We start from the raw sequence: 24,308 nt of genomic DNA on the forward strand, positions 1-24,308 counted from the left end.
CGGTCGAGCGGCGTGCCGCGGTCGAGCGGCGTGCCGCGGTCGAGCGGCGTGCCGCGGTCGAGCGGCGTGCCGCGGTCGAGCGGCGTGCCGCGGTCGAGCGGCGTGCCGCGGTCCAGCAGTGCGCCGGGGCGCCACAGGTCGCGGCGGTCGAAGCCGGGCTGCCTTCGCAGGTACAGCACGGCCACGGCGGCGAGCAGCAGCAGGGCGGGTATCGGGCCTCCGGGCGGTGCCGCCAGGGCGTACACCGCGATGAGCACGAAGAACACGAGCCCGAACTCGGCCGCGAGCCGGACCCGCATCAGGCGGCGCCGGGGGCGCGGCGGACGCTCCAGTCGAAGGTGCCCTGGCACACGACGCCGCCGGTCTCGTCGGTGATGTCGGCGGTGGTGGCGATCCGGACCCGGGTGGCGACGCCGATGAACACCTCGGCGAGGGTCTCGCGGGCGTCGGGGTCGAGCCGGCAGGTGGCGGTCAGCCGCCCGCGGGCCGGCGCGAGGAAGCGCATGGTCGCGGCGGCGCCGAGCGGGACGACACCCTGGACCGCGTCGGGGGTCGGGCACGCGGAGATGATCGCGGCGAGGCCGGCCGCGTCGGCGAGGGTGACGAGGCCGCTGGAGTGCAGCGAGCCGATGACGTTGGCGAGGGCCGGCGGCGCCGTCACCGCGACCACGCCGACACCGTTGACGGCGCGCACGACCTCGAGTCCCACGGTGCGGTGCGCCGGGATCGGATCCAGCAGCGACCGGGCCAGCGCGGTGGCGTCCATTCCGCCGACGGTGCGACGCCAAGATGACGGCCGCGCCACGCCCACACCATGGCCCGATGACGGTCAGCAGGCCGTGTCGCGAGGGAACGGCCGGCAGGATCAGCCGGCGACCCACGGGCTGACGCCCATCTTGCCCGTGTTGCCGGGGTCGGTCGACAGCGCCAGCGTGTGCCTCGCCTGGCCCGCGGCGACCGCCACGGAGATGTACGCGCCCTTGGCGACGGTCGCCGCGTCGGTGGTGAGGTTGCGCCACACCAGGACGGCGACGGCGGTGCCGCCGGGTGGCACGTCGACGCGCTTCGGCTGGACACCGTCATAGCGCTCGATCGTCGCGACGTTGGCGGTGCCGTCGAGGACCGCCACGTCGAGCGTTTGCTGCGCGGCGTCGAGGACGGCGATGTCGGGGTAGCCGTTCAGGGTGTAGACGGCCTTGCCGCAGTTGCGCAGCGTCACGCCGACCGCGCGCAGCCCCATCGCCGCGTCGACCTCCCCGACGGACAGCACCACGCCGGCGGCGTCACACGTCGGTGCGGGCGTCGGCACCAGGGTCGGCGTCACGGACGGCGACGCCGGCCCGATCGCCGGGATCGACACGTCAGGCCGGGCCACGGGTGGGTGGGCCGGCGTCGTGCCGCACCCGGCCAGCGCCGCCACCGCCACCGCCACCGTCATCAGCCGTCGTGCGCTCATCCCGCCGATCATGCCGTACCGCCGCGACCACCGCCGACCTGTGCACGGGTCGCCCACAGGACCTGCACAGGCCTTGCACGGGTCGTCCACGGACCCTTGCACGGCCCTTCCCGGGCCCTTGCACGGGCCTTTCCCGGGTCCTTGCACGGGCCTTCCCGGGCCCTTGCACGGGCATGCAACGATCCGGCTCGTGACCGACGACGACCTCTTCAGCCGCCACGACGCGGCATCCGCTCTTGTCCCCGCGGTGTTCGGCGACGACGACGCGGCCGGGTCCCGCGCCCGCGTCGCAGCGCTGCTGGAGGCGCTCGGCGCCGAGATCAAGGGCGGCCCGTCGCGGCCGCAGGACGACCCGCCGCACATCCTCGTCGTGCACACCAGCGACTACAACTACGACAGCACGGTCTACGCGGTCCCGGACGACGCGGTCTCCCCGCCCGTGCGCGCGGCGCTGCGGACGGTGCCGGAGTGCTTCGCCGCCCCGGACGACGCGTACCTGGCGTGCTGGGGCGACATCCTGCGGCTCCTGGCGGTGTGGGGGCTCGACGGCCTCACCGCGGACGCGTTCCACAACGTGATGGTCGAGGACTTCGGCGCCAGGCACAGGCACCGCGACCTGCCGGACCTGGCGGAGATCACCGCGCTCGGCGACGCCTGGCGAGGGTACGCGGTGGCCAGCCTCAACCATCACAGGACGACCGTCGTCGACGCATCGGCGCCATGGCTCGGGCACCGCTACCGGGAGCTGTACCTGTTCCGCCAGAGCATGTGAGACATCCACCGCACCGGTCGTTCAAGCGTCGGTGCGCGCGCTGAGCGGCCCGCCAGTACCCTCCGGACGTGATCAACGCGGAACCTGGCGAGCCGCGGCCGCTGCTGCCTGCGCCCTTCCAGCCCCGGCCGCTCCCGACGCCACCCGCGGAGCCGCGCCGGCCACGGCCGGCGGCCCGGGTCGCGATCGCGGTGGTGCTGGCCGCTGCCGTGGTCGCGGGGTTGTTCCTCGCGTCGTCGCCACCCGGCCAGCGGACGGCGCCGGCGGCGGTGACCGGCTCGTCACCCGCCGGACCGGCGCCGTCCGTGTCGCCCTCGCCGACCGAGAGGGACATCATCGACGCCACCCTCGCGGCGCAAAACCAGGCGCTGCTCCTCGACGACCTCGACGGCTACCTCGCGCCGGTCGACCCCGCACTGCACGAGTGGTTCCGGATGCGGTACGCGTCGCTGCAGGCGCTCGGCGTGGCCCGGTGGCGGTCGTCGGTCGTCGGCCGCCCCCAGCCGGAGGGCGATGGACGGTGGCACATGCCCGTTCGGTCGACCCACTGCTTCGGCACCGCGACCTGTCACGGCCTGACCACTGTGGTGTCCATGACATGGTCCGTCGTGGACGGCCGCGCGGTCCTGGTCGACGCGGAGCGCACCGCCGAACCGTGGGACCTGACGCCGTTGCGGGCCGTGACCGGGCGGCGGGTCATCGTCGCGGCGCCGGCGCGGTACGCGGGCAAGCTCGCAGCCACCCTCGCCACCGCCGACCAGAGTGCCGACCTCGCGGACCGCTTCTCGCACTGGGCGCTGCCGCCCGACCGCTACGTGCTGTACCTCGCCGGTCAGGCCGAGTGGGACACCTGGTTCGGCGGCCACAGCGACGGCACCGCGTACGCGCACATGGAGGGCGGCGAGGTGGTCCAGCGCGCCGACCAGGAGTTCCAGGGGCTGCGCAACCTCCTCGTCCACGAGTTCACCCACGTCGTCACCATCCGCGGCGAGGGCGGCATCGACGCGGACTGGTGGCTGATCGAGGGCATCGCGGAGTACGCCGCCGACTGGAACGGCTCATGGACCAACGACCGGCTGCCGTTCGTGCGCCGGTACGTGCGCGCGAACCGCTGGGACGGGTCACTCCCGTCCGGCCCGGCCCCCGAGCGTCTCGCCAAGGAGGATGCGATCGCCCGCTACGGTCTCGCCCTGCTCGCCGTGACCCGCCTCGTGCAGCGCTACGGGGAGCCGGCGATGTTCGGCTTCTTCGCCTCGGTCGTCCACGACGGAGAGGCACCGGAGCGGGCGGCCCCGGCAACCCTCGGCGCCGAGTGGCCCACCGTCGTGGCCGACCTGGTCGCCCACCTCCGCACCCGCGCCACCTGAATCCCCCACACCTTGACGCAGCCGTTCAACGCGGCACCGCAAGTCCGGTGCCGCCCGCGACCGTTCAACGCGACATCGCAAGTCCTGTACCGCCCGCGACCGTTCAACGCGACATCGCGAGTCCGGTGCCGCCCGCAGCCATTCGACGCGGCATCGCAAGGCTGGTCTCGCACGCAGCCGTTCGACGCGGCATCGCGAGGCTGGTCCCGCACGCAGACGGTCGACACGGCCAGGCCGACCGGCGCGAAGCGGCCGACCCGCGCCGCGGGACACGACAGCACCGCAGCTCACCTCCGGACACCAGGGCGCCTCACGACGAAGTGATCGAAGGACGGAACCGGTCACGATGGCGGCCAGAACCAGCCTTCGATCAAGCCCACCACCCGAAGAACACCCCAGCCTGGCCCGAGCCGACGCCCCGAAGCGCTCCCCCTGCGTGATCCGGAAGACCGCGTGCACTCCCCCGTGATCCGGTAAGCCCCATGCTGCCCTGGTATGCAGGTCCACCGGATCACGGAACCAACAATCGCGCCCCTGACGGCAGTGCCCAGACGGCGGTCACCGCCGCGACCCACGACCCGCCCCCCGCCGTCGATGCCGCCACAACACCGCAGCACCACCGGCGCGGTGATCAAAGGACGAAAATGGCCACGACCACGGCCAGAACCCACCTTCGATCAAGCCGACCACGCGAAGAGCGCCGCGCCCCGAACTCGAAGCGCCGCGGGCTGATCAGCGTGGGACCTGGCCGCTCGCAGGGAGGACGAACCCGTTACGACGGCGGCAGGAAGCGGCCTTCGGTCAAGCCGGCCGCGTGAAGAGCGACATGCCCCCGGCGTCGGAACGTCGCGTGCTGATCAGCGCGGAGACCGGCCGCTCTCAGGCGCGAACCGCCCGTCCGCTGCCCGATCGAACTACCTGTCCACCCCAGGCGCGAACCGCCGGCCGCTCCCCGAGCCGAACTACCTGTCCGCTCCCAGGACCGAACACCGTCCGCTCGCGGGCAGAGATGCCACGGCCTGGTCTGAGTCGACAGCCGAAACGCTCCCCCATGCGTGATCCGGAAGGCCTCGTGATCCGGTGGACCTCGTGCCGGCCTGGGTGCGCGAAGTCCACCGGGTCATGAATACGAAGGGCGATGGTGCCGTCCGTGCGGCGCCGCGGTCTCGCCTCGGCGTGGGGAAGGCGTCGCGGGGCGGGGTCAGGTGACCTGGTGCTGGTCGGGGAGCTCGGTCAGGCGGATGGTGCACAGGCCGCCGCGCTCCGCTCGCACGTCGGTCACCTTCAGCTGGGTGCCCGGGGTCAGGATGAACTCCTCCTCGCCGGTGAAGGCGGAGAACCGGCGGATGCCGACGGCGCGGGCGGGGTGGACCTCGAAGAGGGTGCGCTTGCCGCGGCGGCCCAGGAACGACTCGGCGACGCTGAGCTTGGACGTGCAGGAGGAGACGCCCCACCAGGTGACGGTCTGGCCGGCCGGGTACTGCGCGCGCAGGTCCATCGACACGCCGCGCCACAAGGGCTCGGTGCGGGCGGGCAGGCGGGAGACGGCGGAGAACAGCAGGCGCAGATACGGCAGGTAGGGCACGACACGGGAGCGGTCGGGGCTGCGCAGGCTCGCGTTGATCTGACGGTAGAACGCGGACTCGCAGGTGTAGAGATACAGCGCGGCGACCTCGTCGGCGGACAGGCCGTCGGTGTCGGCGCGGGACGTGCCGAACTGGTGCGACTGCTCGACGTGCCAGTCGAGGCCGGCGAGGACCTTCGCGGCGGGGGCGATCGCCTCGCGGAAGTCCATGAGCGGCGTGTCGAAGACGCCGGTGATGGCGGGGAGGGCGAGACCCTCGTCCTTGACGCTGGCGAGCCGCTCCAGGTAGAGCTGGTGCAGCTCCATTGTGGACGCGATGAAGGCGCCCATGCGGTCGGCGGTGGCGGCCGACGCGTTCCACCCCTTGCTCGGCAGCCAGTCGATCTCGTCGGCGCCGAGGGCGTCGAGTGCCGCATTGACGGTGGCGAAGTGCTCGCCGTCGCAGAAGATGTCGCCCTGGGCGGCCGGGTTGGCGTGGTCGATGTGGCGGACCCGCACGCCGGGATAGCGTCGCTCGAGGCGCTGCACGACGCTCTTGAGGCTGCGGGCGTGCGCGCCCCACCAGGCGAAGACGACGCTGCGGTCGGGCTCGTCGGCGTCCTGCTTCGCCTTCAGGATCTCCTCGACGAGCCGCTCGACGACGGGCCGCCAGAAGGCGGTGTGCTGATCGGTGGCCATCGCGCCGTCGCTGCTCGCGGTCAGCGACGCGTTGAGCAGCAGGACGCCCTGGGTGAGCATCGCCTGGAACCACTCCGGCGGCTGCACGGTGTCGTGCTGGCGCAGCAGCTTGCGGATGTCGGCGATCGGGGTCTTCTTGGGGATGCCGTGCTTCCACATCGCCGCGGCCTTGATGATGCAGCGGATGGAGATGACCTTGCCGAACTGGCTGTCGTCCCAGTCGTGGAACGTGTTGTCGAACATGGCGATGCCGGTGGCGCTCTCCGGCCGCGGGTAAGGATTCTGCCCGAAGACGACGACCTTCCACTTGTGCGGAGGGTTGGGCTTCAGCGCCTGGAACGTCAGCTCCCGCACGGGCACGACCTTCGAGCCGCGGCCCGGGCCGATGAACGAGGCCGCGGCCGGCTGCGCCTCGATGACGGGCTTCAGCAGCGGCAGCCACGGCTCGCCGCCGCCGCTGAACAGCTCGGCAAGGCCCAACTCGTCGTCGCTCATGATGCCCCCAGGTCGCCGTCGATTGGGGCCAGGCCCCGAAAACGCCCGGAGACTAACACCGACCTCTGACAATTTTTCCGCCGAAGCGCACCCGCTACGGTCCCCAAAGCCGAAGCCAAAGCCGAAGCCGGAACCACAGCCGGAACCACAGCCGGAACCACAGCCGGAACCACAAGCGGAACCACAGCCGGAACCGTAGCCAGAGCGGAGCGAGCCATGACCGGAAACGCCACGAACACGCAGCTCAAGGTGGTCCTCAGCGACGTCAACGCCAAGGTCGTGCAGGCCTGGCGGTCGGCGTTCCAGGACAATCCCGAGGTCGAGATCGTCAAGGGCTCGATCCTCGACCAGCGGGTCGACGCCTGGGTCAGCCCGACCAACTCCCAGGGCCGGATGGACGGCGGCGTCGACGCCGTCGTCAAGCGACACCTCGGCGCCGGCATCCAGCTGCGGGTGCAGCGGGCCATCCGCGACGGGTTCGGCGGAGCGTTGCCGATCGGCAGCGCGGTGTGTGTACCGTCCGGCGCCGCCACCCCCAGGTTCCTCATCTCCACCCCGACGATGACGCAGTCGGTGCAGAACGTCCGCGAGACGCTCAACGTGGCCCTCGCGTGCGCGGCGGCGTTCCAGGCGATCCACATGCAGAACGCGGCCGAGCGCGGCAGCATCACGTCGGTCGCGCTCGTCGGCATGGGCGCGGCCACGGGCAAGGTGCCGCCGCAGGTGTGCGCCAACCTGATGTGGGCCGGGTACACGTTGTTCGGCGAGTACTCGTTCGGCGACTACGACGAGCTGCGCGCCACGGTCTGCGCCCAGCTGGACGACATCGAGCGCCGTCCGGAGCAGGAGCGGGTCCGGATCACCCCGCCGCAGCGCCGATAGGCGCTTGCACGAGAACTGCACGCGGCCCGGGTCACGCTGCGGTCGTCGAGCGGGGCCCGGTCCGAGGATGGTCGCACATGGTGATGGTTGCGTTCGTGGTGCTGCTGCTCGTCGGGGTGGTGCACATCGTCAAGGCGGTGCGCTCCTCCGGCAGCGACCGACGGTTCCGGGCCCGTGCGGTCCGCGTGCCCGGTGTGGTCGTCGACGTCAGCTGGGAGTCCGTCCTCACCGCCACCGGGGTTCAGCTGGGGATGCCCGTCTTCCAGTACCACACCCGCGAAGGCCGCCCGATGCGCGCGACGGACCCGGTCGGGGCGAACCCGCCCCGCTTCCGGCCCGGAACACCGGTCGCCGTCCTCTATGACCCCAAGGCCCCGCACGTCGCCAAGCTCGAGGCGGACCTGGGCACCGGCAAGGGCCTGAACATGCTCAGCGCCGTCCTCGGTACCGCCGCCACGATCGCCGGACTGATCGGCCTGGCCGTCATGCTCAGCGGCTGACCGGCCCACGAATGTCGGCCAGGGTCGACGGGTATCAGCACATTCATGCGCCTCGCATCACTCGTCGCCGTCCGTCTCCTGTTGCCGTTGCTGCTCCTGTACGGGCTGCTGGTCGGCCTCGGGCTCCTCGTGACGCGGGTGCTGCCCGGCGTGTGGCCCCTGACCGTCGAGGACGGCGTCAACCGTTTCCTGGAGGCGCATCGCACCGGCCCGCGCACCGGCGTCTCGCTCGTGTTCAGCACCATCGCCAGTACACCGGTCATCATCGCCGTCACAGCGGTCGCCGCGACCGGCCTCACCCTCCTGCTGCGCCGCTGGCGCGAGCCGCTGTTCCTGTGCGCGGCCGTGAGCGCCCAGGCGGCGGTGTTCCTGTTCACGACCCTCGCGATCCACCGGCAGCGGCCCGCGGTGGAGCGCATGGACGGCTCGCTGCCCACGTCGAGCTTCCCGTCGGGGCACACGTCCGCGGCCGTCGCGCTCTACTGTGGACTGGCGTTCCTGCTGGCCCGCGCCGCCACCCGCCCCTTCACCCGGGCCGCCGCGTGGGCGCTGGTCGCCATCCCGCTCGGTGTGGCGGCGACGCGGATGTACCGCGGGATGCACCACCCCAGCGACGTCGTCGCGTCGTTCGTCAACGGGGCGGTCTGCCTGTACATCATGGCCCGCGGCATCCTCGACAAGGCCGTGCCCCGGACCCCGGCCGGCCGCCCCGCCGTGCCCCACCCGCGCGAGGCCACAGCCGGCCCGCTCCCGGCGACGCCGCGATCCCTCGGCTCCGCGGCGACCTGACGCTTCGCTCCCGCGTCATCCAACCTGGCTCACGGTGGCGTCCGCGGCGATGCGCAACGTCGCCTGCGGCACGCCGTCCGCGCAGCCCTCCTCCCTGGCCGGCCGGCCCTGGCAGACGACCGGCGCACGGACCGTGAGCTCGGCGGCGATCGCCAGCGGCGCGCCCGGCGGGGTCGTCACCGTCACGGTCACCGGGTCGGGCGTCAGCTGGGGCACGGGCGCGTACCCGTACCCCGGACCGGGCCCCGGCAGCCGCACCACCCCGCACACGTCCGCCGCCCCGTCCCCGGACCGGCACGGCGCCGCGCTGGTCGGCCCCGAGATCAGCAGCGTCACGTCCTGCTCGTGACATCCCCAGTCGCCGCACACCTTCAGGTGCACCGCCGGAACCTTCGCCGCCACGGCCTCGTCGACCTGCACGCTGAACCCACGCAGCAGCGCAGCTCCGCCGCCCCCGCCGCCCTCACCGGCGCCCGGCCCATCAGCGCAGCCACCGAGCAGCCCCACCACGAGCAACGCCACCACCGACATCCTCACACCAGCTCCGACGCCGCCACCCGCCGCCCGGTTCCCACCGCTACCGCCGCCCGGCTCCCAATCGGACACCGCCACCGCCAGACGGTCCGGTTGACCGCCACCGCCGCCAGATGGTCTGGTTCCACGTCCTCCGCCGCCCGGCGCTCAGACCCCGCACCCTCGCCGGGCGGTCCGGCTCCCACGTCCACCACCGCCCGGCCCCAGACCCGAAACCACTGGGTCGTCCGGCTCCACTGCCGGCCCGGCTCACAGATGTGACACCACCGCCGGGCGAGCGGGCTCGAAGCGCACCACCGCCCGGCTCGCAGGACCGACACCCATCGCCGGCCGTCCGCCCCCGAGCCTTAAACACCGCCCGGGGCCAGCTCCGACCCCGCTGCCGGGCCGTCCGGCTCGCAGCTCCGACCCCCTGCCGGGCCGTCCGGCTCGCAGCTCCGACCCCCTGCCGGGCCGTCCGGCTCGCAGCTTCGACCCCCTGCCGGGCCGTCCGGCTCGCAGCTCTGGCGCCGCGGCCGGGCAGGCGGCGCCCGGACAGCGACGGCGAACGGCGGAATCCTGGGTCAGGCGAGCCTCACCACCTGGTGGTCGTCGGCCGAGCGGCGGGCGGCCTCCAGCACGGCGAGCGTCGCGATCGAACCGGCGGGGTCGACCGGCGGCGGCGCGCCGTCGCGGAGGGCGAGGACGAGGCCCTCGTAGAAGCGCTGGTACGCACCAGGCTCGGTCACCACCGGCCGGTCCTGCCCGTCGACGGTGAGCACGCCGTGCCGGGCGGGGTCGTCCTCGCCCCAGCTGGGTTCCGTCGGCAGGCGGCCCGCCCGCAACGCGTCCTCCTGCACGTCCATGCCGTGTTTCGTGTACGCCCCGCGGTCGCCCAGCACCCGCAGCCTCGGCCCGAGCGACGCGGCCAGCGCGCTCATCCACAGGTGCGACCGGGCGTCGCCCTCGTGCCGCAGCGCCACGAACACGTCGTCGTCCACCTCGATGCCGGCGCGGCGGGTGTGGACCTCCGCGTACACCTCGGTCGCCGGGCCCAGCAGCTGCAGCGCCTGGTCGACGAGGTGGCTGCCGAGGTCGTACAGGAGCCCACCGACGTCGGCGGGGTCGGCGCTCTCCCGCCAGCCGCCCTTCGGCACCGGCCGCCACCGCTCGAACCTCGACTCGAACCGCAGCACCCTGCCGAGCTCCCCGGACTCCACCAGCCGCCGGGCCGTGAGGAAGTCGCCGTCCCAGCGCCGGTTCTGGTACACGCTGAGCAGCAGCCCCCGATCGGCCGCCAGCCGCGCCAGCGCCTCGCCCTCCGCGGCGGTCGCGGTCAGCGGCTTGTCGACCACGACGGGCAGCCCCGCCTCCAGCGCCGCCCGGGCCAGCGGCGCGTGGGTCCGGTTCGGCGAGGCGACCACCACCACGTCGACCTGACCGGCCGCCCCCCACAGCTCCTCGGCCGCCGTCAACAACGTCGCTCCGGGATACGCCTCGGCCGCGGCGCTGCGGCGATCGGGGTTGGCGGTGACGATCGCGCTCAGGGTCAGCCCGGGCGTCGTGCTGATCAGCGGTGCGTGGAACGCCGCGCCGGCCGTGCCGTACCCGACCAACCCGACGCGCAAGGTGGTGTCGCTCATGCCCTGCAGTCTCCCTTACCCCGCCACGGCCCATGCGGAGATCCCTGCCCGAGCCCTCCGAGCCGGAACACGGTCCGCCCGCCGGCGCCCCAGGTCACCGGCCCGGCACCCGGCCGCAGCGGTCTCGGGTTTGCGGTTCATGTCACAAGGTCCTGCAGGTCGCGGGCGATCTCCGAGTACGTGACGGCGTCGACCACGACGGGTGCCACGCACGCGGCGCACCCCGGGCCGGCGACGCTCCCGGCGTGCGCCACGGTGCCGGCTTGCGCGACAGTGCTGGCTTGCGCGACAGTGCCGGCTTGCGCGACAGTGCCGGCTTGCGTGACGTCACCGTCCGGCGACCGGGGTCCTCCGGGATGGTCGCGCTCGACACGGACCGTCATGGTCTGCTTGCCGCTGCCGTCCGACCGGCCGACGAACACGCCAGGTTCCAGATCGACCACCACCAGCTCGCCGCCTGGCAGCGGCCGGGTCACCGACCGGATGCGGCCGCCGTCGCCGGCCTGTGCCCGGAGCCAGCCGCGCCGGTCCAGCATGCGCAGGCGGCGCGCGTCGGTCGTCCGCCCGGCGACGCCGAGCGCCTCGGCAAGGGCCTCCCCGGGAAGGAGCACGACCCCGCCGCCCCGTGACCCCGTCGCGTCCGGTGGAAGGTGTACGGCGCGGCCCAGCTGAGCAAACGGCTGGACGATCTCGTAGTCGGCGAACAGCCTCGCCCAGCCCCCGCGCCCTTCCCCCAGGGTGACCGGGTGCGCGACCCCGACGACGGCGTCACCGGCAAGGGCGAACGGCTCGTCGTCGACGTCGGCGAACGTCAGGTCCTCCGCGATGCGGAACGCGGCAAGGAACGCCCCGCCGGGGCCGTCGTCGGCGGTGGGACCGGAGAACGTCGCCCAGACGAGGCGCCGGGCGAGCAAACACAGCAGCGGATGCGAGACGATGCTGTCGCGGAAGGCGGCGGCGGACCAGCGGCGCTGCGTGACCATGGCGGCTTCCAGACGGCGGGTCTGCTCGCCGGCGATGGTGCGGGCTTCCTTGCGCAGCTCGGCGAACCTGGCGAACGCCGCCGGCGCCGACACCGGGTCGTCCTGCGGCCCGGGCTTCGGCAGATCCCGGCGACGCGGCTCCCCATGGCGCGGCTCCCCCTGACCCGGCTCCCCCCGACCCGGCTCTCCGCCCTCGGGGTCACCGCGACGCAGGTCGCCGCGGCCCCGATCCCCGCCGCCCGGGTCGCCGGGATGCTTGCCGGGGCCTTCGACGGCGTACGGGCGGAGGTGTTCGTCGAGGCGGACGGTGAAGCGGCGGGGGCCGTAGTCGAGGACCAGGGCGCCGTCGGCGGGGAGGTCGAGGTCGGGCACGAGGCGGTCCGCGAGCTCCTCCGCACCGAGCCCGACGGTGGCCGCGACCTCGGCGGCCCGGCGGACGGCGTGCTCCTTCAGCTTGCCGCGAGCGCTCCCCGCGATGCGAACCAGCTGCCGCAGCGCACTGAGCGACCCGGCACCCGCCGAAGCCAGCGATCCACCAGAGGCCGAGGAGTCACCACCGGCCGCCGGACCGGCGAAGGCCGGCGGGTCGAGCCCGGGCGGGGATGGAGTGACGGCGGCGCAGCTCAGGGTGGCGAGGATGTCGACGGCGGCACGGGCGTTGGTCAGCTCGCCGGCGGCGGGCCAGGCGAGTGCGAGCGGGGCCAGCCGTGCCGCCGTCGAGTCGTCGCCGATGAGGCCGAGGGTCGTGAACGCCCACCGCTGCGAGGAGGGGCTGCCCGCGGCGCGCCAGCTCTGGAACAGCGACCAGCCGAACTCGGCCAGGCTCGCCGGGTCGCAACCCTGCCGGACGACGGCGACCCCCGCATACGGGTCGTCGAGGGTCGACATGGCCAGCATCGTCACGACGTGGCGGGTGGCTTCGACGGGCAGGACCGCCTCGCCGGGTGGGGTGGAGCGGACCCGCAGGCCGGGCAGCAGGAGCGCGTCAGCCCAGGCGGGGGTGGCCGGAATGCGGGCCGGCAGCAGGTGCAGCGGGTCGGTGGCGAGCAGGGTCCGGACGCCGGCGAGGGCGGCGGGGCCGTACCGATCGGCAGCGGCGAGGACGGTCGCGGTGTGTCCGCTGCTGACGAGGAACCGCAGGGCGGCGAAGGCGTCGCGGCGGGCCGTGCCGGATCGGCCCAGTGCCGGCGGGATCAGCGCGGACGCGGCCGCGGCCGGGTGGCGGCGCAGCCACCGCGCGGCGACGGGCCGGGTCTGCGTCGAGCGGGCGAACCAGCCGGCCATCCATGCCGCGACGTCGGGCCCGGCCCTGTCCAGCAGCGCGTCGGCGCTCGCCGCCGCCCACGGTCCGCCGCCGGGGACAGCCGGCGGGTCGGGGCAGACCAGGCCCGCCACGACCGGGGCGGCCGGCGGAGCGGTCCAGGGTGGTGTGGCCAGGATCGGCGGGACGGCGGCGGCCGGCGCGGACGGGACGCGCAGCAGCACCCCGACGCGTGCGGCCGCGGGCGGGCTGAGGGCCGGCAGCAGACGGGCGGCGCGGGCGGGGTCGGCGCGGACGTGCGCGGCGAGCAGCACGTCGATCGTCGGCGCGGCGGGAGCCTCGGCGAGGCGGCACAGCGCCAGGTCGGGGAAGCGCCGGATCGCGTCGGCGAGGGCTCGTCGCACCCGCCGCTCGCCGGAGCATGAGATCAGCGCGTCGAACGCGGAGCCGGTCGGGAACGTGGCCAGGATCCCCGCCGCCCACGCGACGGCGTCGGCGGTCAGCGGCTCGGTGCGCAGCCAATGCGTGAGGTGCGGCTCGAGGTCGGGGCCGATCGCCGCCGCCAGCCCGGAGATCGTCGGCTCGTCCCAGAACAGCCACTGCGGCGCGACGACCCGCAGGAGCACATCGAGCTGGTCGCGGCTGCGGACCGACGGCAGCAGCAGCCGGCACATCGTCTCGTCGCCGGCGTCGGCGAAGGTCGCGCAGTCCTCATCGACCCAGGCCGTCACCGCCGGCGCGAGCAGCGAGGCCGTCAGCCGCCGCAGCGGCCGCGGGTCGGACCGCAGCGCGGCAAGATCCTCCACCACCTCCGCGAACACGCCCGCACCCGACACCACCGCCCCAGACACGCCCACACCCGGCACCACCACCTCGGGCACGGCCGGGGCCGGACCGGCCGCGCCCGGCGTCACCAGGTGCGACCGCAGCCGCAGTGCGAACCGCGCCCAGGCGTCACGGAGGAACGCCTGGCGCGGGCCGCCGGCCGTGGACCAGGTGACGAACGCCGTCGCGCCCGTGCGGCCGGCGCCGGCATAGAGCCCGGCGAGCTCGGCCACCGCCCGCGCCACGTGCCGCACCCCGTGGTCCGCCACCCAGGCGTCGACGAGCGCGTCGAACTCGGCCTCGGGAAACCGGTCGAGCCGCCGCGCGAGCACGGCGACGGCGACGGCGAGCCCGAGCGGCGAGGACACAGGCGCGGCGGCGATCTCCGGAGGCGTCTCGACATGCCCGAGCACCGCAGGCAACGCGTCATCAAGCAACTGGCCAACCGACATCAAGCACCCCCCGACACCGCCACCATAACGCCACCCCCCGACAAGAAATCCGGGGACGATAGCGTAGGGATCATGTTCAGCGTCGCCCTCACCGAAGCAGCGCAGCTACGGCCGCTGGAGCCGTGGCAGGCCGAGGAGTTCCTCGCCCACATGGACCGCGCCCGGAAGACCGTCGACCCGTGGATTCCGTGGGCCGGGGCCAGCACGGACCTGGAGACGGCGCGGGCGACGCTGCAGCGGTACGCGGACCTCGCCGCCCGCGACGCCGGCCGGTTGTTCGGCATCTGGCTCGACGGGACGCTCGTCGGCGGGACGATGTTCGTGGCGTTCGACGCCAAGGCCGGCACCTGCGAGATCGGCTGCTGGCTGGAGCCGGCCGGGCAGAAGCGGGGACTCGTCACGCGGGCGGTGCGGGTGCTGGTCGACTGGGCGGTGCACACCCGCGGCATCCACCGCGTCGAGTGGCGCTGCCGGCCGGACAACACGGCCAGCAGCGCCGTCGCACGCCGCCTCGGCATGCGCCGGGACGGCGTGCTGCGGGAGGTCAGCCCGTACCAGGGGATCCGTCACGACCTCGAGATCTGGTCGCTCTTGAGCACCGACGAATCCTGATCGGAGGGATCGGAAGGATCGGAGGCGCCGGCGGGACCCGCGTCCAGCGAGGAGCGACCGGCATCCAGCGAGGAAGGCCCGGCGTCCAGCGAGGAGGGACCGGCCTCCGGCGCGGGGCCCGCGCGCAAGCTCAGCAGCACCGACCCCGCCAGCACCGTCACGACCACCGCCAGGCTCACCAGCGACGGGATCTCCGGCACCGAGGTGCTGATCGTCTTGTGCGCGGCCTGCAGGACCAGCTTCACGCCGATGAAGGCGAGAATGATCGCCAGCCCCTTCGACAGGTACCGGAAGCGGTCCAGCATCCCGGCGAGCAGGAAGTACAGCGCCCGCAGGCCGAGGATCGCGAAGGCGTTCGACGAATAGACGATGAACGTGTCGTCGCTGACCGCGAGCACCGCCGGCACGCTGTCGACGGCGAAGACCAGGTCGGCGGCCTCGATCGCGACCACGACGACCAGCATCGGGGTGGCGACCCACTTCACGCCCTGCTTGACGAAGAACTTCGCGCCGGAGTACTCGTCCTGGACCGGCAGCACCTTGCGCACGAGGCGCACGGCGATGTTGGTGCTCGGGTCGTAGTCGTCCTCGTCGTCCTTCATCAGCTTGTACGCGCTCCACAGCAGGATCGCCGCGAAGACGAACAGCACGACGGTGAACTTGCTGATGATCGCGACGCCGGCCGCGATGAAGATCGCCCGGAAGATGAGAGCGCCGATGACGCCGTAGAAGAGGACGCGGTGCTGGTACTGCTTGGGCACCGCGAAGTAGCCGAAGATCAGTGCGAACACGAAGAGGTTGTCGACCGACAGGCTCTTCTCCAGCAGCCACGCGGTCGTGAACTCCACGCCCGCCTGGGCGCCGAGGGTGGCCCAGACGAGGCCGGCGAACGCGAGCGACAGCGCCACCCACACCGCGCTCCACTTGGCGGCCTCGCGGAAGCCGATCACGTGGGCCTTGCGGTGGGCGAGCAGGTCGACGGCGAGCATGACGACGACACCGACGCCGAACGTCACCCACAGCCAGACCGGTACGTCGAGCATGAACCATCCCTCCAGATCGCAATTCGTCCGGGTTCAAGCGTCGCCCGCGACCCCGGCCCCCCGCTGCGTCGGCCGCAGGACATTCGACCGGCCAAACGTTGCCGACGACCGGCAACGAAGAACGCCGCACGACCGGCGGCGACAGCAGCGCTACTCGAGCGGCGTCGAAGGCCAGTCGAGCAGTCTGGCGGCCGTGACCGCCGCGTGGAGGGTGAGCCGCTCGGCGGGATCGGCCGGGTCCCTCCCGATCAGCTCCGCCACGCGGGCCAGCCGGTACGTGACGGCCCGCACCGACAGGTTCAGCCGGGCCGCCGTCTCGGTCGCGACGCAGCCGGTCGCGTAGTACGCGTCAAGGGTCTCGACCAAGTGGCCGGCGCCGCCACGGGCCCGGGTGAGCGGGGTGAGGGTGCTGCGGACCAGGTCGTGGACGGCCGGCAGGTCCTGCAGCAGCACCCGGTAGATGGTGAGGTCCCGCGCGTCGACGACGGGCTGCTCCAGGCGGAGGCGGTCGGCGAGGTCCAGCGCGTACCGCGCCTCGTCGTGGCTGGTCCGCACCGCCGCCGCCCCGATCCGCGGGCTGCTGACCGCGCCCCGCCAGGAGCGCCCCACCCCATGGACGCCCCGGACGGCCCGGTCCAGCTCTCGGGTGACGACGTCACGGACCGTGGCGACCGCCGCGGCGTCGGGTGCGGCGAACACGCACACCACCTCGCCGGAGCGGATCAGCACAAGCGGCTGCGCGTCGCCGTGGCGGCCCTGCAGGGCGCGTTCGAGGCGGCCCGGGGTCGCCGCGGTGTCGGGCCCGCCGAAGCCCGCCGGCCGCCGGACCACCAGCACCGCGACCGGCCCGGACAGCGTGAGCCCGATCTCGGCGGCGGGGCCGGTCGCCTCGATCGCCTGCTGACCGCCGGCGAGAAGCGCCTCCATGACGTCGTGCTTGACGGCCTCCTGCAGCCGGATGACGTCGGCCCGGGCCAGCTGAAACCCTTCGACCAGCGCGGCCACGCCGTCGTCGGCGGCCCGCAGCACGGCGAGGGCGGAGCCCCGCACCCGTGCGGCGTCCCCATCGGCCACGTCGGGCGCGTCGCGCCACAGCCGCCACGCCGCCGACAGGTACAGGTCCACCAGCGCGCGCAGCGCCACGCCCTGCACGGCCGCCCGGCGCCCGGACGCCGCGCACGCCTCCAGCTCACGGCGGCGCAGCCGCCGGCCGTCGGCGGTCGCGGCGACGACCGCGGTCAGGAACCCACCGAGCAGCGACGGGTCCAGCCCACCCGCGTCCCCCGCCGCGGCGGCGGCGATCCGCTCGAGGTCGGACACCTGCCACCACCCCAACGTACGAGAACCCGGACAACCAGGCTACAACCGGCGAAGCGCCGCGGCGGCACGATGCAGGCACGCGCACGCCTGATGGGGCCTCAGCCGCGGGCGGTGCCGAAGCCGAAGAGGACGGCGATGCCGAGGGCGCTGCGGGGCGCATACGGCTGCCGCCACAGCCCGCCGTGCGCCGCCGCGTGCGCCTCGTCCTCCCACGGGTGGGTGTGCGCGGGCCGCTCGACGTGCAGGTCGTGGACGAGCAGCGCGGCCATGAGGGTGTTGCTCGTCGCCGGTTCGAAAATCTCGATGCCGAAGCGGTGCGCGCCCGCGTAGGCGGCGGCGAGCAGACGGTTCTTCAGGACGCTGCGGGTGCGGGTCGCCGGCGCAACGGTCAGCGACACCGTGGCGCCCTCAGCCCGGGCGTGCGCGGCCCGCCACCGCTGGAGCCGCTTCGCCAGGGCGTAGTTGGGCCCCTGCTGCGGCACCAGGCTGTCGTTGATGCCGGGGTGGGTGCCCGCGTAGTTGGGCGCGAGCAGCCGCCCGCCGCTGAGGACCCGCAGCGGCCCGCGCAGCCGCCCGATGCCCTTGGCGGTCGCATACCGCCGGCCGGACTCGTCGACCGCGTCGTCCGGGACGGCGAACACGTCCGTCGGCGTGGCGAGGAACGCGAGCGCGAGGTCGGGTCGCGCCTGCCGCAGGTGTACGGTCAGCGCGTCCACGGCGACCGCGACCCGGACGTTGAGCGGGCCGTCGGCATACACGTAGTTGCCGAGCACCGGCGCGCCGTCCACCTCGCCGAGCCAGTCCGCGACCCGTCGCAGCTCGTGCAGCAGGTCGGCGCCCGCGTGCCTGGCGAGGTCGGCACCCTCCTGAGCGACGGGCACGTGCAGGCGCCCGCCGCAGCGGCGCGCGGTCTCCAGGAGGCGCTGCCAGATCGCGGGGCGGGGCAGGTCGACGGCGACGACGTCGGCGCCCCAGCGCAGCAGCGCCGTCAGCGGACCCATCTCCGCACCGGCGCCCAGCACCACGACGGGTCGCCCTTCGAGGGCGAGCCACGAGGGGTTGGCGGCGACGGTCCGCACCGCCTCCGCGCACGACGGCTCGATGACGCCGTTGCCGACCCACGCGTCGAGCTGGTGCAGCAGGCGCTCGCCCTCCAGCCGTTCGCCGCGGTAGGGCACGACGAGCGAACGCAGTGCCTCGCCCGACCCGGCGACGGTGACGGTCCGCAGGGGCGCGCCGGCGGGTGCGTCGAACACGCTCTCCAGGGGCTGCTCGTCGGCGTCCGGGCCGGGACGGTACCGCATCCGGGACCGCAACGACGAGAGCCCGTCGCCGGCGATGGCCAGGGCGGCCTCGCGGGACGGCAGCCCGGCCTCGACGAGCCGGTGGAAGTGGCGCAGGTACTCGCCGCGCCAGTTCTTCGTCGTCTCCGCCTCGCGGGCCCACTCGGGCGCCACGGACCGCAGCGCGTCGGCGACGACGCCCCGCCCGAGCGCGGACGTGCTCGGCGCACCGTCGACGGTGGGGATGACGATCCCGCTGGGCATGTCGCTCATGGGGGCAGTCTGCCAAAGCGACGGCCGCCCCGGACCGAAGGCCCGGGGCGGCTGTGGAAAACGTGGCGGTTGTGGAAAACCTAGAGCTTGACGTCGAAGCGCGGGTCGGCGGCGACGCGCTTGAAGGCGGCCAGCGCCTGCGGGGTGTCGTCGACGCGGATGTCGTGGCCCGACTGGTCGCGGGCGGTCTCGAAGTACACGAGGCCCTTGATCGCCGGCATCGCCGCGAGGTTCTTCAGCACGGTGTCGAACGTCTTGGCCTTGTTGACGCCGTTGACCTTCGCGGACGAGTCGTAGACGCCCCACTCGGCGACCATGACGGGCTTGCCGGGGTGCTTCGTGGTGGCCCAGGTGTAGAAGCCGGGGTACTTCGACTTCTGGTTGCCGGTGGTGCGGTTCATCAGCGAGGTGAAGTCGCCGCTGTGGAAGCCGTTCGGCTGCGCGTTGAGGTACGAGTCGACGCCGATCCAGTCGATCACGTCGTCGCCCGGGTACAGGTCACCCCACCACGGGGAGTTGTTCCACTTCTCGTAGTTCATGTAGGCGATCGTCGAGACGGCGTTGGTGACGCCGGCGGCGCGCAGCCGCAGGATCGTGTGCCGGTACATGGCGGCGAAGTCCTTCGCGGTCATGCCCGAGCCGGCCTTCGGGTTGACGTCGTTCTCCGGCTCGTGGTGCAGCACCAGGAAGAACGGCTTGGTGAAGTTGGCCTTCAGGTAGGCGGCCTCGCGGTCGATCCGGGCGTCCTGCGCGCCGGCGGCGACCTTCGCCCACGTCGAGCCGTACGCGACCTTCCAGTTGAGCATGAGGGTGCGCGGCCTCGCCGGGTCGGCGGTCATCGCGACCTCGTCCTTGGTCGGGAAGAGCTCGTTGCCCTTGTGGTAGGTGTGGTAGACGGCGGCGGTGCGGCCGGTCTTCTGCTCGAAGGTCTTCAGCGCCTGGTCGCGGGGCACGTCGGAGAAGCCGCCGGCGGCCGCGCCCCACAGCACTCCGCAGGCCGGGACGAGCTTGGCGTTCACCGTGCACTGGGTGCCCTCGGCCGTCGCGTCCGCGGCGAACGCGGCGGTGCCGGTGCCGGCGCCCGCGAGGACACCCGCGGCGAGCACCCCGATCGGCAGCAGGCGGCGAACGACGCGACGGACACGGTCGGAGTTCAGCGTGGCGAACGTCAAAAGATCTCCCCAGGTCTTCTTGCCGGGCCCCTGCGGCCTGACCTGAACAAGATTCCGGGGCGGCCGGAGCGCCCCCGGTTCGTCACCGGTTGCCGTTGAGGTGTCCGCCCCACGCTCGATGTCCGCGGACCGGTGGACACCGGTGGACACCCGTGAACACCAGAGCGGGCACAGACGTTGCAGCGCGGTATCGTTCCGCGGGTGCACATCCGATTCGACGTCCCGGCAGACCCCGCGTACGCGGCCCGGGTCGCCACCGTGCTCAGCGACGTCTACCTGCGCAAGTACCGCTACATCGGCTTCGGGCTGATCGCCTTCGGGCTGGTCGGCCTGTGGGTGCCGATCGGCGGCCGGAACTTCGACGCGAGCCCGTTCTTCACCGTCATCCTGGTCGTCGGCGTGCTGTCGATGCTGTTCCCGTTCTGGGCGCGCCGCTCCGCCCGGCGGCGCCTCGACGGCCTCGCGGTCGACGGCGGCTACGACATCAACGACGACACGGTGACGATGCGCAGCGGCACCGAGCGCGGCAGCCTCGACTGGGACGACGTCACCCGGGTCACCGAGGACCGCGGCTTCTGGGTGCTGTTCACCGGCCGGCTGCCCTACACGGTGATCCCCCAGCAGTTCATGACCGCCGAGCAGCAGCAGGCGCTGCGCGAGTTCCTCGTGTCGCGCGGCGACCTGCCACCGGCCGGGCCCTGAAATTCAACGTCCGCTGACCGAACACGCATTCACGGTACGGACCGGTCTCCGGACACCGGGAGAGCGCTCCCTCGAATTGCTCGGAAAGCATTGACACCCGGAATGGACGGCTGCAAGTATTGCCGGGTCACGCATTCACGTCCATCACGGGGAAGGACAAACATCGTGTCACGCACCGCCACGAAGGTGGCGCGCTTCGGCGCGGCCGCCGCACTCGCCGCAGGCCTCGGCCTGGCGGCACCCGCTCCCGCACAGGCCGCCGGCTGCTCCGGCAGCTACGCCCTGAACAGCGCGTTCAATTACAGCGGGGGCTGGTTCCAGGTCGGCAGCGCGCCGACGAACAGCAGCGTAAACCGCTACACCGGGTCGGTGAAGAACGACTCGAACTGCACCATGATGCTGTACACCGCCAACGGCACCTACTTCGCGGTCGCGCACGGCGGAATCAGCGCGCTCGGCGTGTACGTCTATTCCATCTCCATCTGAACATTGGAATGACGTAGCAATTCCGTGAAATGCAAGGAATGGTCCGCCGGGCATCGCGGCGGGCCATTCCGGCGTGCCTGAAAGCAATAATCGCGTGCGGTGCCGCACCGGCACCGATAGGTTCGGCCACAGACACAGACACACGAAGAGGAGAACGGTCATGCAGGCATCCGGCGCTCACCCCGGCCTCCCGTCCGTCCTCCCCGCCGGAAAGGCGCTTCGTGTTCCGTCTCTTCGAGAACCCCGCCGACCCCTTCCCCTCAGATGACCGCGCTCCCGCCGCCGGCGTACGGCGGTTCCTCCTCGACGAGCTCCGGCCGCTGCGGCCGGTCGTAGCCGCGGCCGCCACCACCACGCTGCTGTCCGCGGCGATCGAGGTGTGGCTCATCGGCTACGCCGGGCACCTGGTCGACCTGCTCGCCACCGGCAGCCCGGACACGCTCTGGGCCACGCACGGCACGCAGCTGCTGACCGTCGCCGCATTCGTGCTGCTCGTCTGGCCGCTGTTCAACTTCGTCAGCGAGGCCCTGGACGACATCGCGTTCCGGGCCAACGCGCGGCCGCTCGCCCGCTGGCGGGCACACCGGCACGTGTCCCGGCAGTCGGTCGGCTGGTTCCGCGACGACCTCGCCGGGCGGATCGCCACCTGGGTCCGCGACGGCGGCGACGCGGCGAGCACCGCCGCCTACTCGGTGATCCACACCCTCCTGCACGTCGTCGCGTACGTCGTGGGTTCGGTGTGGCTGATGGCGGGCATCGACGCCCGGCTGCTGCTGCCGCTGGTCGCCTGGATCGTCGCGTACGCGCTGCTCATGCGCTGGGCGGTGCCACGCTACCGGCGCGCGTCGGAGCGCCTCCAGGACGCCGAGTCGGAGCTGACCGGGCTGCTCGTCGACTCCTACGCCAACGTCGACACGCTCGCGCTGCTCGGCGGCCGAGATGCCCGCACCGAGCACGACCGCCGGGTGTTCGCGCGGGCCCGCCGGGCGCACCTGGACCTGCAGCGGGTCGAGGTCACCATGAACGGCACCATGCTGGCGCTCGGCAGCGCGCTGCTGGTCGGCCTCACCGGCTACGGCATCGCGCTGTGGCGGACCGACGCCGCGCCCATCGGCCTGGTCGCGGCGGCGCTGGCGCTGAGCTTCCGGATCACCGCCATGGGCGAGTGGCTGCTGGACGCCGTGTCGTCGCTCTTCGGCGCGGTCGGCGTGCTGCGGCGGGCGCTGCGGACCGTGGCGCAGCCCCTGGCCGTCGCCGACCGGCCCGGCGCGGCACGGCTGGAGGTGCGCGGCGGGGCGATCAGCTTCACCGGCGTCAGTCACCACTACGGCCGGGGAGCGGGCGGGCTCGACCGGGTCAGCCTCGACATCGCCGCCGGCGAGCGGGTCGGCGTGGTCGGCCGCTCCGGCGCCGGCAAGTCCACGCTCGTCGGGCTGCTGCTGCGCTTCCACGACGCGGAGTCCGGCACGATCACGATCGACGGCACCGACATCACCGCCGTCACCCAGGAGAGCCTGCGGGACCAGATCGCGATGGTGGCCCAGGAAGCGACCCTGCTGCACCGCTCCGTCCGGGAGAACATCGCCGGGCCCGGCCCGTGCGACGAGGAGCGGGTCACGGCGGCGGTGCGGCGCGCGGCCGCCACCGCGTTCGTCGCCGCGCTCCGCGACGCGGACGGCCGGACCGGCCTGGACGCGCACGTCGGCGAGCGGGGCGTGCGCCTGTCCGGCGGCCAGCGGCAGCGGATCGCGCTGGCCCGCGCGTTCTACCGGGACGCCCCGGTCCTGGTCCTGGACGAGGCGACGTCCGCCCTGGACTCCGAGGCCGAGGCCGCCATCCACGACACCCTCGCCGCCGTCATGGCCGGCCGCACCGTGATCGCGATCGCCCACCGGCTGTCGACCATCGCCCACCTGGACCGGATCGTCGTCCTCGACGAGGGCCGCATCGCCGAGCAGGGCACCCACGCGGACCTGCTGGCCCTCGGCGGCCGCTACGCCGACCTGTGGACCCGCCAGTCCGGCGGCTTCCTCGCCACCACGCCCGAGACCACCCGACCCGAGACCACCCGACCCGAGACCACCCGACCCGAGACCACCACACCCGAGACCACCACACCCGAGACCACCACACCCGAGACCACCACACCCGAGGCAACCGCACCCGAGGCAACCGCACCGGAGGCCATCACGCCCGAGACCACACCCGACGGCGACGCCGGCTCGCCGTCACGGGCCTGACAAAGGCACCGCCGCCCAGGAGTCCGCGCTGGTCTGCCGCCACGTCAGGTCGTCCGGGACCGGCCAGCCGTCCCGGAGATGGGTCCGCACGTCGCGCTGGGCGGCCTCGACCGGGGCGTCCGGCGGGGTGCCCGGCAGGACGCCGCTGGACACGTTCTCAGGCGACTCGCCCACCGAGAACCGCCAGTCGGCGGCCGTCCGGTACAGGAGCACCCATCGGATGCCAGGGTCGGTCACCGCACATCTCCTCGCCGGTTCTGGACGGGGTCGTCGTGCTCCGGCGCCGGGCCGGCAGAGGCATCACTGCCGGCCCGGCGTTTCCGGGGGGTGAGCAACGTCAGGTGCCGTCGGCGGGCGCGACGGCGTGCCGGAAGGGCCTGGAAGCGAGCACGGGCAATCCTTCCGGAGCGAACGATCAATGCTTCGGAAGATGCGGATGAGGCTCGCGCCGCGTTACACGTCGACTCCCCGCGACGCCCCGATCACCGCCTGCTGTCCCGCGGCGGGTGGGGTCAGGACAGGCCGAGCTCGCCGCGGCCCGGGTACGGGCGGCCCGCCTCGGCCTCCCAGCGGGACACGGCGTCCTGCTTCTGCGCGGCCGAGGGAGCGAGGAAGTCCAGGTACTGCAGGATCACGGCGCGGGCCTCGTCGAACGTGTAGGTGGCCGAGTCGCCGTCCTCCGCCAGGTCGGAGACCTGCACGCCGTCGGGGGTGACGAGGAAGAGCGAGGAGTTGCCCTCGTACCCCTCGGCGGGCGACTCGCCGGCGCGGACCCGGTCGATCTTGTCCACGAGCGTCAGCAGGTCCGGTGCGTACCTGATGATGTCGCTGATCAGCTGGCCGGCGAGGAGGTTGAAGTGGCCGGTCTCGGTCTTCGCCGACGGGACCCCGTGCTCGCCGATGCTGAAGGTGACCCGGTCGCGCATCGCACAAACACCCGTCTTCGTCGATCGGCCTGATTGATCGGCCTGATTGA

The 24,308-nt window shown here is 73.3% G+C and carries 22 protein-coding genes; 9 read left to right on the forward strand and 13 right to left on the reverse strand.

Annotation, left to right across the window (positions count from 1 at the left end):
* The 3 genes from ACFY3L_RS21670 to ACFY3L_RS21680 all read right to left on the reverse strand — a co-directional run.
* Positions 1-299: hypothetical protein (locus ACFY3L_RS21670; RefSeq protein WP_389326657.1), on the reverse strand; the 299-nt coding region annotated here is incomplete at its 3' end.
* Positions 299-766 carry a PaaI family thioesterase gene (locus ACFY3L_RS21675; protein ID WP_389326660.1) on the reverse strand — a complete coding sequence of 156 codons (468 nt, stop codon included), beginning with the start codon at positions 764-766 and terminating at the stop codon, positions 299-301. The genes ACFY3L_RS21675 and ACFY3L_RS21670, both read right to left, overlap by 1 nt.
* Positions 767-865: 99 nt before the next feature.
* Positions 866-1,456, reverse strand: coding sequence for a DUF4232 domain-containing protein (locus ACFY3L_RS21680; protein ID WP_389326663.1), 591 nt, complete (start codon positions 1,454-1,456; stop codon positions 866-868).
* Between the two features lie 190 nt (positions 1,457-1,646).
* Here ACFY3L_RS21680 and ACFY3L_RS21685 point away from each other — a divergent pair, with 190 nt between their 5' ends.
* Complete coding sequence (locus ACFY3L_RS21685; RefSeq protein ID WP_389326666.1) at positions 1,647-2,228, forward strand: hypothetical protein; 582 nt, start codon at positions 1,647-1,649, stop codon at positions 2,226-2,228.
* A 68-nt stretch (positions 2,229-2,296) separates the two neighbouring features.
* Positions 2,297-3,595 carry a hypothetical protein gene (locus ACFY3L_RS21690; protein ID WP_389326669.1) on the forward strand — a complete coding sequence of 433 codons (1,299 nt, stop codon included), beginning with the start codon at positions 2,297-2,299 and terminating at the stop codon, positions 3,593-3,595.
* 1,201 nt (positions 3,596-4,796) lie between these two features.
* Here ACFY3L_RS21690 and ACFY3L_RS21695 read toward each other — a convergent pair.
* Complete coding sequence (locus tag ACFY3L_RS21695; RefSeq protein ID WP_389326672.1) at positions 4,797-6,353, reverse strand: ADP-ribosyltransferase domain-containing protein; 1,557 nt, start codon at positions 6,351-6,353, stop codon at positions 4,797-4,799.
* Positions 6,354-6,569: 216 nt separating this feature from the next.
* Here ACFY3L_RS21695 and ACFY3L_RS21700 point away from each other — a divergent pair, with 216 nt between their 5' ends.
* The 3 genes from ACFY3L_RS21700 to ACFY3L_RS21710 all read left to right on the forward strand — a co-directional run bounded on the left by ACFY3L_RS21700 (position 6,570) and on the right by ACFY3L_RS21710 (position 8,524).
* Positions 6,570-7,235: a macro domain-containing protein gene (locus ACFY3L_RS21700; protein WP_389326675.1), complete on the forward strand. Its 666-nt coding sequence runs from the start codon at positions 6,570-6,572 to the stop codon at positions 7,233-7,235.
* A 77-nt stretch (positions 7,236-7,312) separates the two neighbouring features.
* Positions 7,313-7,735, forward strand: a complete 423-nt coding sequence (locus tag ACFY3L_RS21705) for a DUF3592 domain-containing protein (protein WP_389326678.1) — start codon at positions 7,313-7,315, stop codon at positions 7,733-7,735.
* Between the two features lie 45 nt (positions 7,736-7,780).
* Positions 7,781-8,524, forward strand: a complete 744-nt coding sequence (locus ACFY3L_RS21710; protein ID WP_389326681.1) for a phosphatase PAP2 family protein — start codon at positions 7,781-7,783, stop codon at positions 8,522-8,524.
* A gap of 15 nt (positions 8,525-8,539) precedes the next feature.
* Here the strand turns inward: ACFY3L_RS21710 and ACFY3L_RS21715 are convergent, their stop codons facing one another.
* The 3 genes from ACFY3L_RS21715 to ACFY3L_RS21725 all read right to left on the reverse strand — a co-directional run bounded on the left by ACFY3L_RS21715 (position 8,540) and on the right by ACFY3L_RS21725 (position 14,162).
* Complete coding sequence (locus ACFY3L_RS21715; protein WP_389326684.1) at positions 8,540-9,046, reverse strand: hypothetical protein; 507 nt, start codon at positions 9,044-9,046, stop codon at positions 8,540-8,542.
* Positions 9,047-9,621: 575 nt separating this feature from the next.
* The gene (locus ACFY3L_RS21720) at positions 9,622-10,680 is read right to left on the reverse strand and encodes a Gfo/Idh/MocA family oxidoreductase (RefSeq protein ID WP_389326687.1); all 1,059 of its coding nucleotides are present in this window, start codon (positions 10,678-10,680) and stop codon (positions 9,622-9,624) included.
* Positions 10,681-10,817: 137 nt separating this feature from the next.
* A complete protein-coding gene (locus ACFY3L_RS21725; protein WP_389327360.1) occupies positions 10,818-14,162 on the reverse strand; it encodes a DUF4132 domain-containing protein in 3,345 nt (1,114 codons plus the stop codon).
* 111 nt (positions 14,163-14,273) lie between these two features.
* Here ACFY3L_RS21725 and ACFY3L_RS21730 point away from each other — a divergent pair, with 111 nt between their 5' ends.
* Positions 14,274-14,813 carry a GNAT family N-acetyltransferase gene (locus ACFY3L_RS21730; RefSeq protein WP_389326690.1) on the forward strand — a complete coding sequence of 180 codons (540 nt, stop codon included), beginning with the start codon at positions 14,274-14,276 and terminating at the stop codon, positions 14,811-14,813.
* Here the strand turns inward: ACFY3L_RS21730 and ACFY3L_RS21735 are convergent.
* The 4 genes from ACFY3L_RS21735 to ACFY3L_RS21750 form a co-directional block, all read right to left on the reverse strand.
* Positions 14,768-15,856, reverse strand: a complete 1,089-nt coding sequence (locus tag ACFY3L_RS21735) for a TerC family protein (RefSeq protein ID WP_389326693.1) — start codon at positions 15,854-15,856, stop codon at positions 14,768-14,770. The two genes, ACFY3L_RS21730 and ACFY3L_RS21735, sit on opposite strands and share 46 nt — an antisense overlap.
* Positions 15,857-16,006: 150 nt before the next feature.
* Positions 16,007-17,176 carry a PucR family transcriptional regulator gene (locus tag ACFY3L_RS21740; protein ID WP_389326696.1) on the reverse strand — a complete coding sequence of 390 codons (1,170 nt, stop codon included), beginning with the start codon at positions 17,174-17,176 and terminating at the stop codon, positions 16,007-16,009.
* Between the two features lie 98 nt (positions 17,177-17,274).
* Positions 17,275-18,732: a hypothetical protein gene (locus ACFY3L_RS21745; RefSeq protein WP_389326698.1), complete on the reverse strand. Its 1,458-nt coding sequence runs from the start codon at positions 18,730-18,732 to the stop codon at positions 17,275-17,277.
* Between the two features lie 80 nt (positions 18,733-18,812).
* Positions 18,813-19,904: a glycoside hydrolase family 26 protein gene (locus tag ACFY3L_RS21750; RefSeq protein ID WP_389326701.1), complete on the reverse strand. Its 1,092-nt coding sequence runs from the start codon at positions 19,902-19,904 to the stop codon at positions 18,813-18,815.
* Between the two features lie 201 nt (positions 19,905-20,105).
* On the opposite strand from ACFY3L_RS21750, the gene ACFY3L_RS21755 reads away from it, so the two are divergent.
* The 3 genes from ACFY3L_RS21755 (at position 20,106) to ACFY3L_RS21765 (ending at position 23,332) form a co-directional block, all read left to right on the forward strand.
* On the forward strand, positions 20,106-20,606 hold the full coding sequence (locus ACFY3L_RS21755) for a YcxB family protein (protein WP_389326704.1): 501 nt from the start codon (positions 20,106-20,108) through the stop codon (positions 20,604-20,606).
* A 165-nt stretch (positions 20,607-20,771) separates the two neighbouring features.
* Entirely contained in the window at positions 20,772-21,092 is a 321-nt protein-coding gene (locus ACFY3L_RS21760) for a hypothetical protein (RefSeq protein WP_389326707.1), read from the forward strand.
* Between the two features lie 221 nt (positions 21,093-21,313).
* Entirely contained in the window at positions 21,314-23,332 is a 2,019-nt protein-coding gene (locus tag ACFY3L_RS21765) for an ABC transporter ATP-binding protein (protein WP_389326710.1), read from the forward strand.
* On the opposite strand, the gene ACFY3L_RS21770 is transcribed toward ACFY3L_RS21765, so the two are convergent.
* Both ACFY3L_RS21770 and ACFY3L_RS21775 read right to left on the reverse strand, forming a co-directional pair.
* Positions 23,321-23,569: a hypothetical protein gene (locus ACFY3L_RS21770; RefSeq protein ID WP_389326714.1), complete on the reverse strand. Its 249-nt coding sequence runs from the start codon at positions 23,567-23,569 to the stop codon at positions 23,321-23,323. The genes ACFY3L_RS21765 and ACFY3L_RS21770 overlap by 12 nt on opposite strands.
* Positions 23,570-23,844: 275 nt before the next feature.
* On the reverse strand, positions 23,845-24,258 hold the full coding sequence (locus ACFY3L_RS21775; protein ID WP_389326717.1) for a hypothetical protein: 414 nt from the start codon (positions 24,256-24,258) through the stop codon (positions 23,845-23,847).
* Positions 24,259-24,308: the final 50 nt, after the last annotated feature.

The organism is Dactylosporangium sp. NPDC000521, assembly GCF_042898305.1.
In the GTDB taxonomy this organism is placed as follows: domain Bacteria; phylum Actinomycetota; class Actinomycetes; order Mycobacteriales; family Micromonosporaceae; genus Dactylosporangium.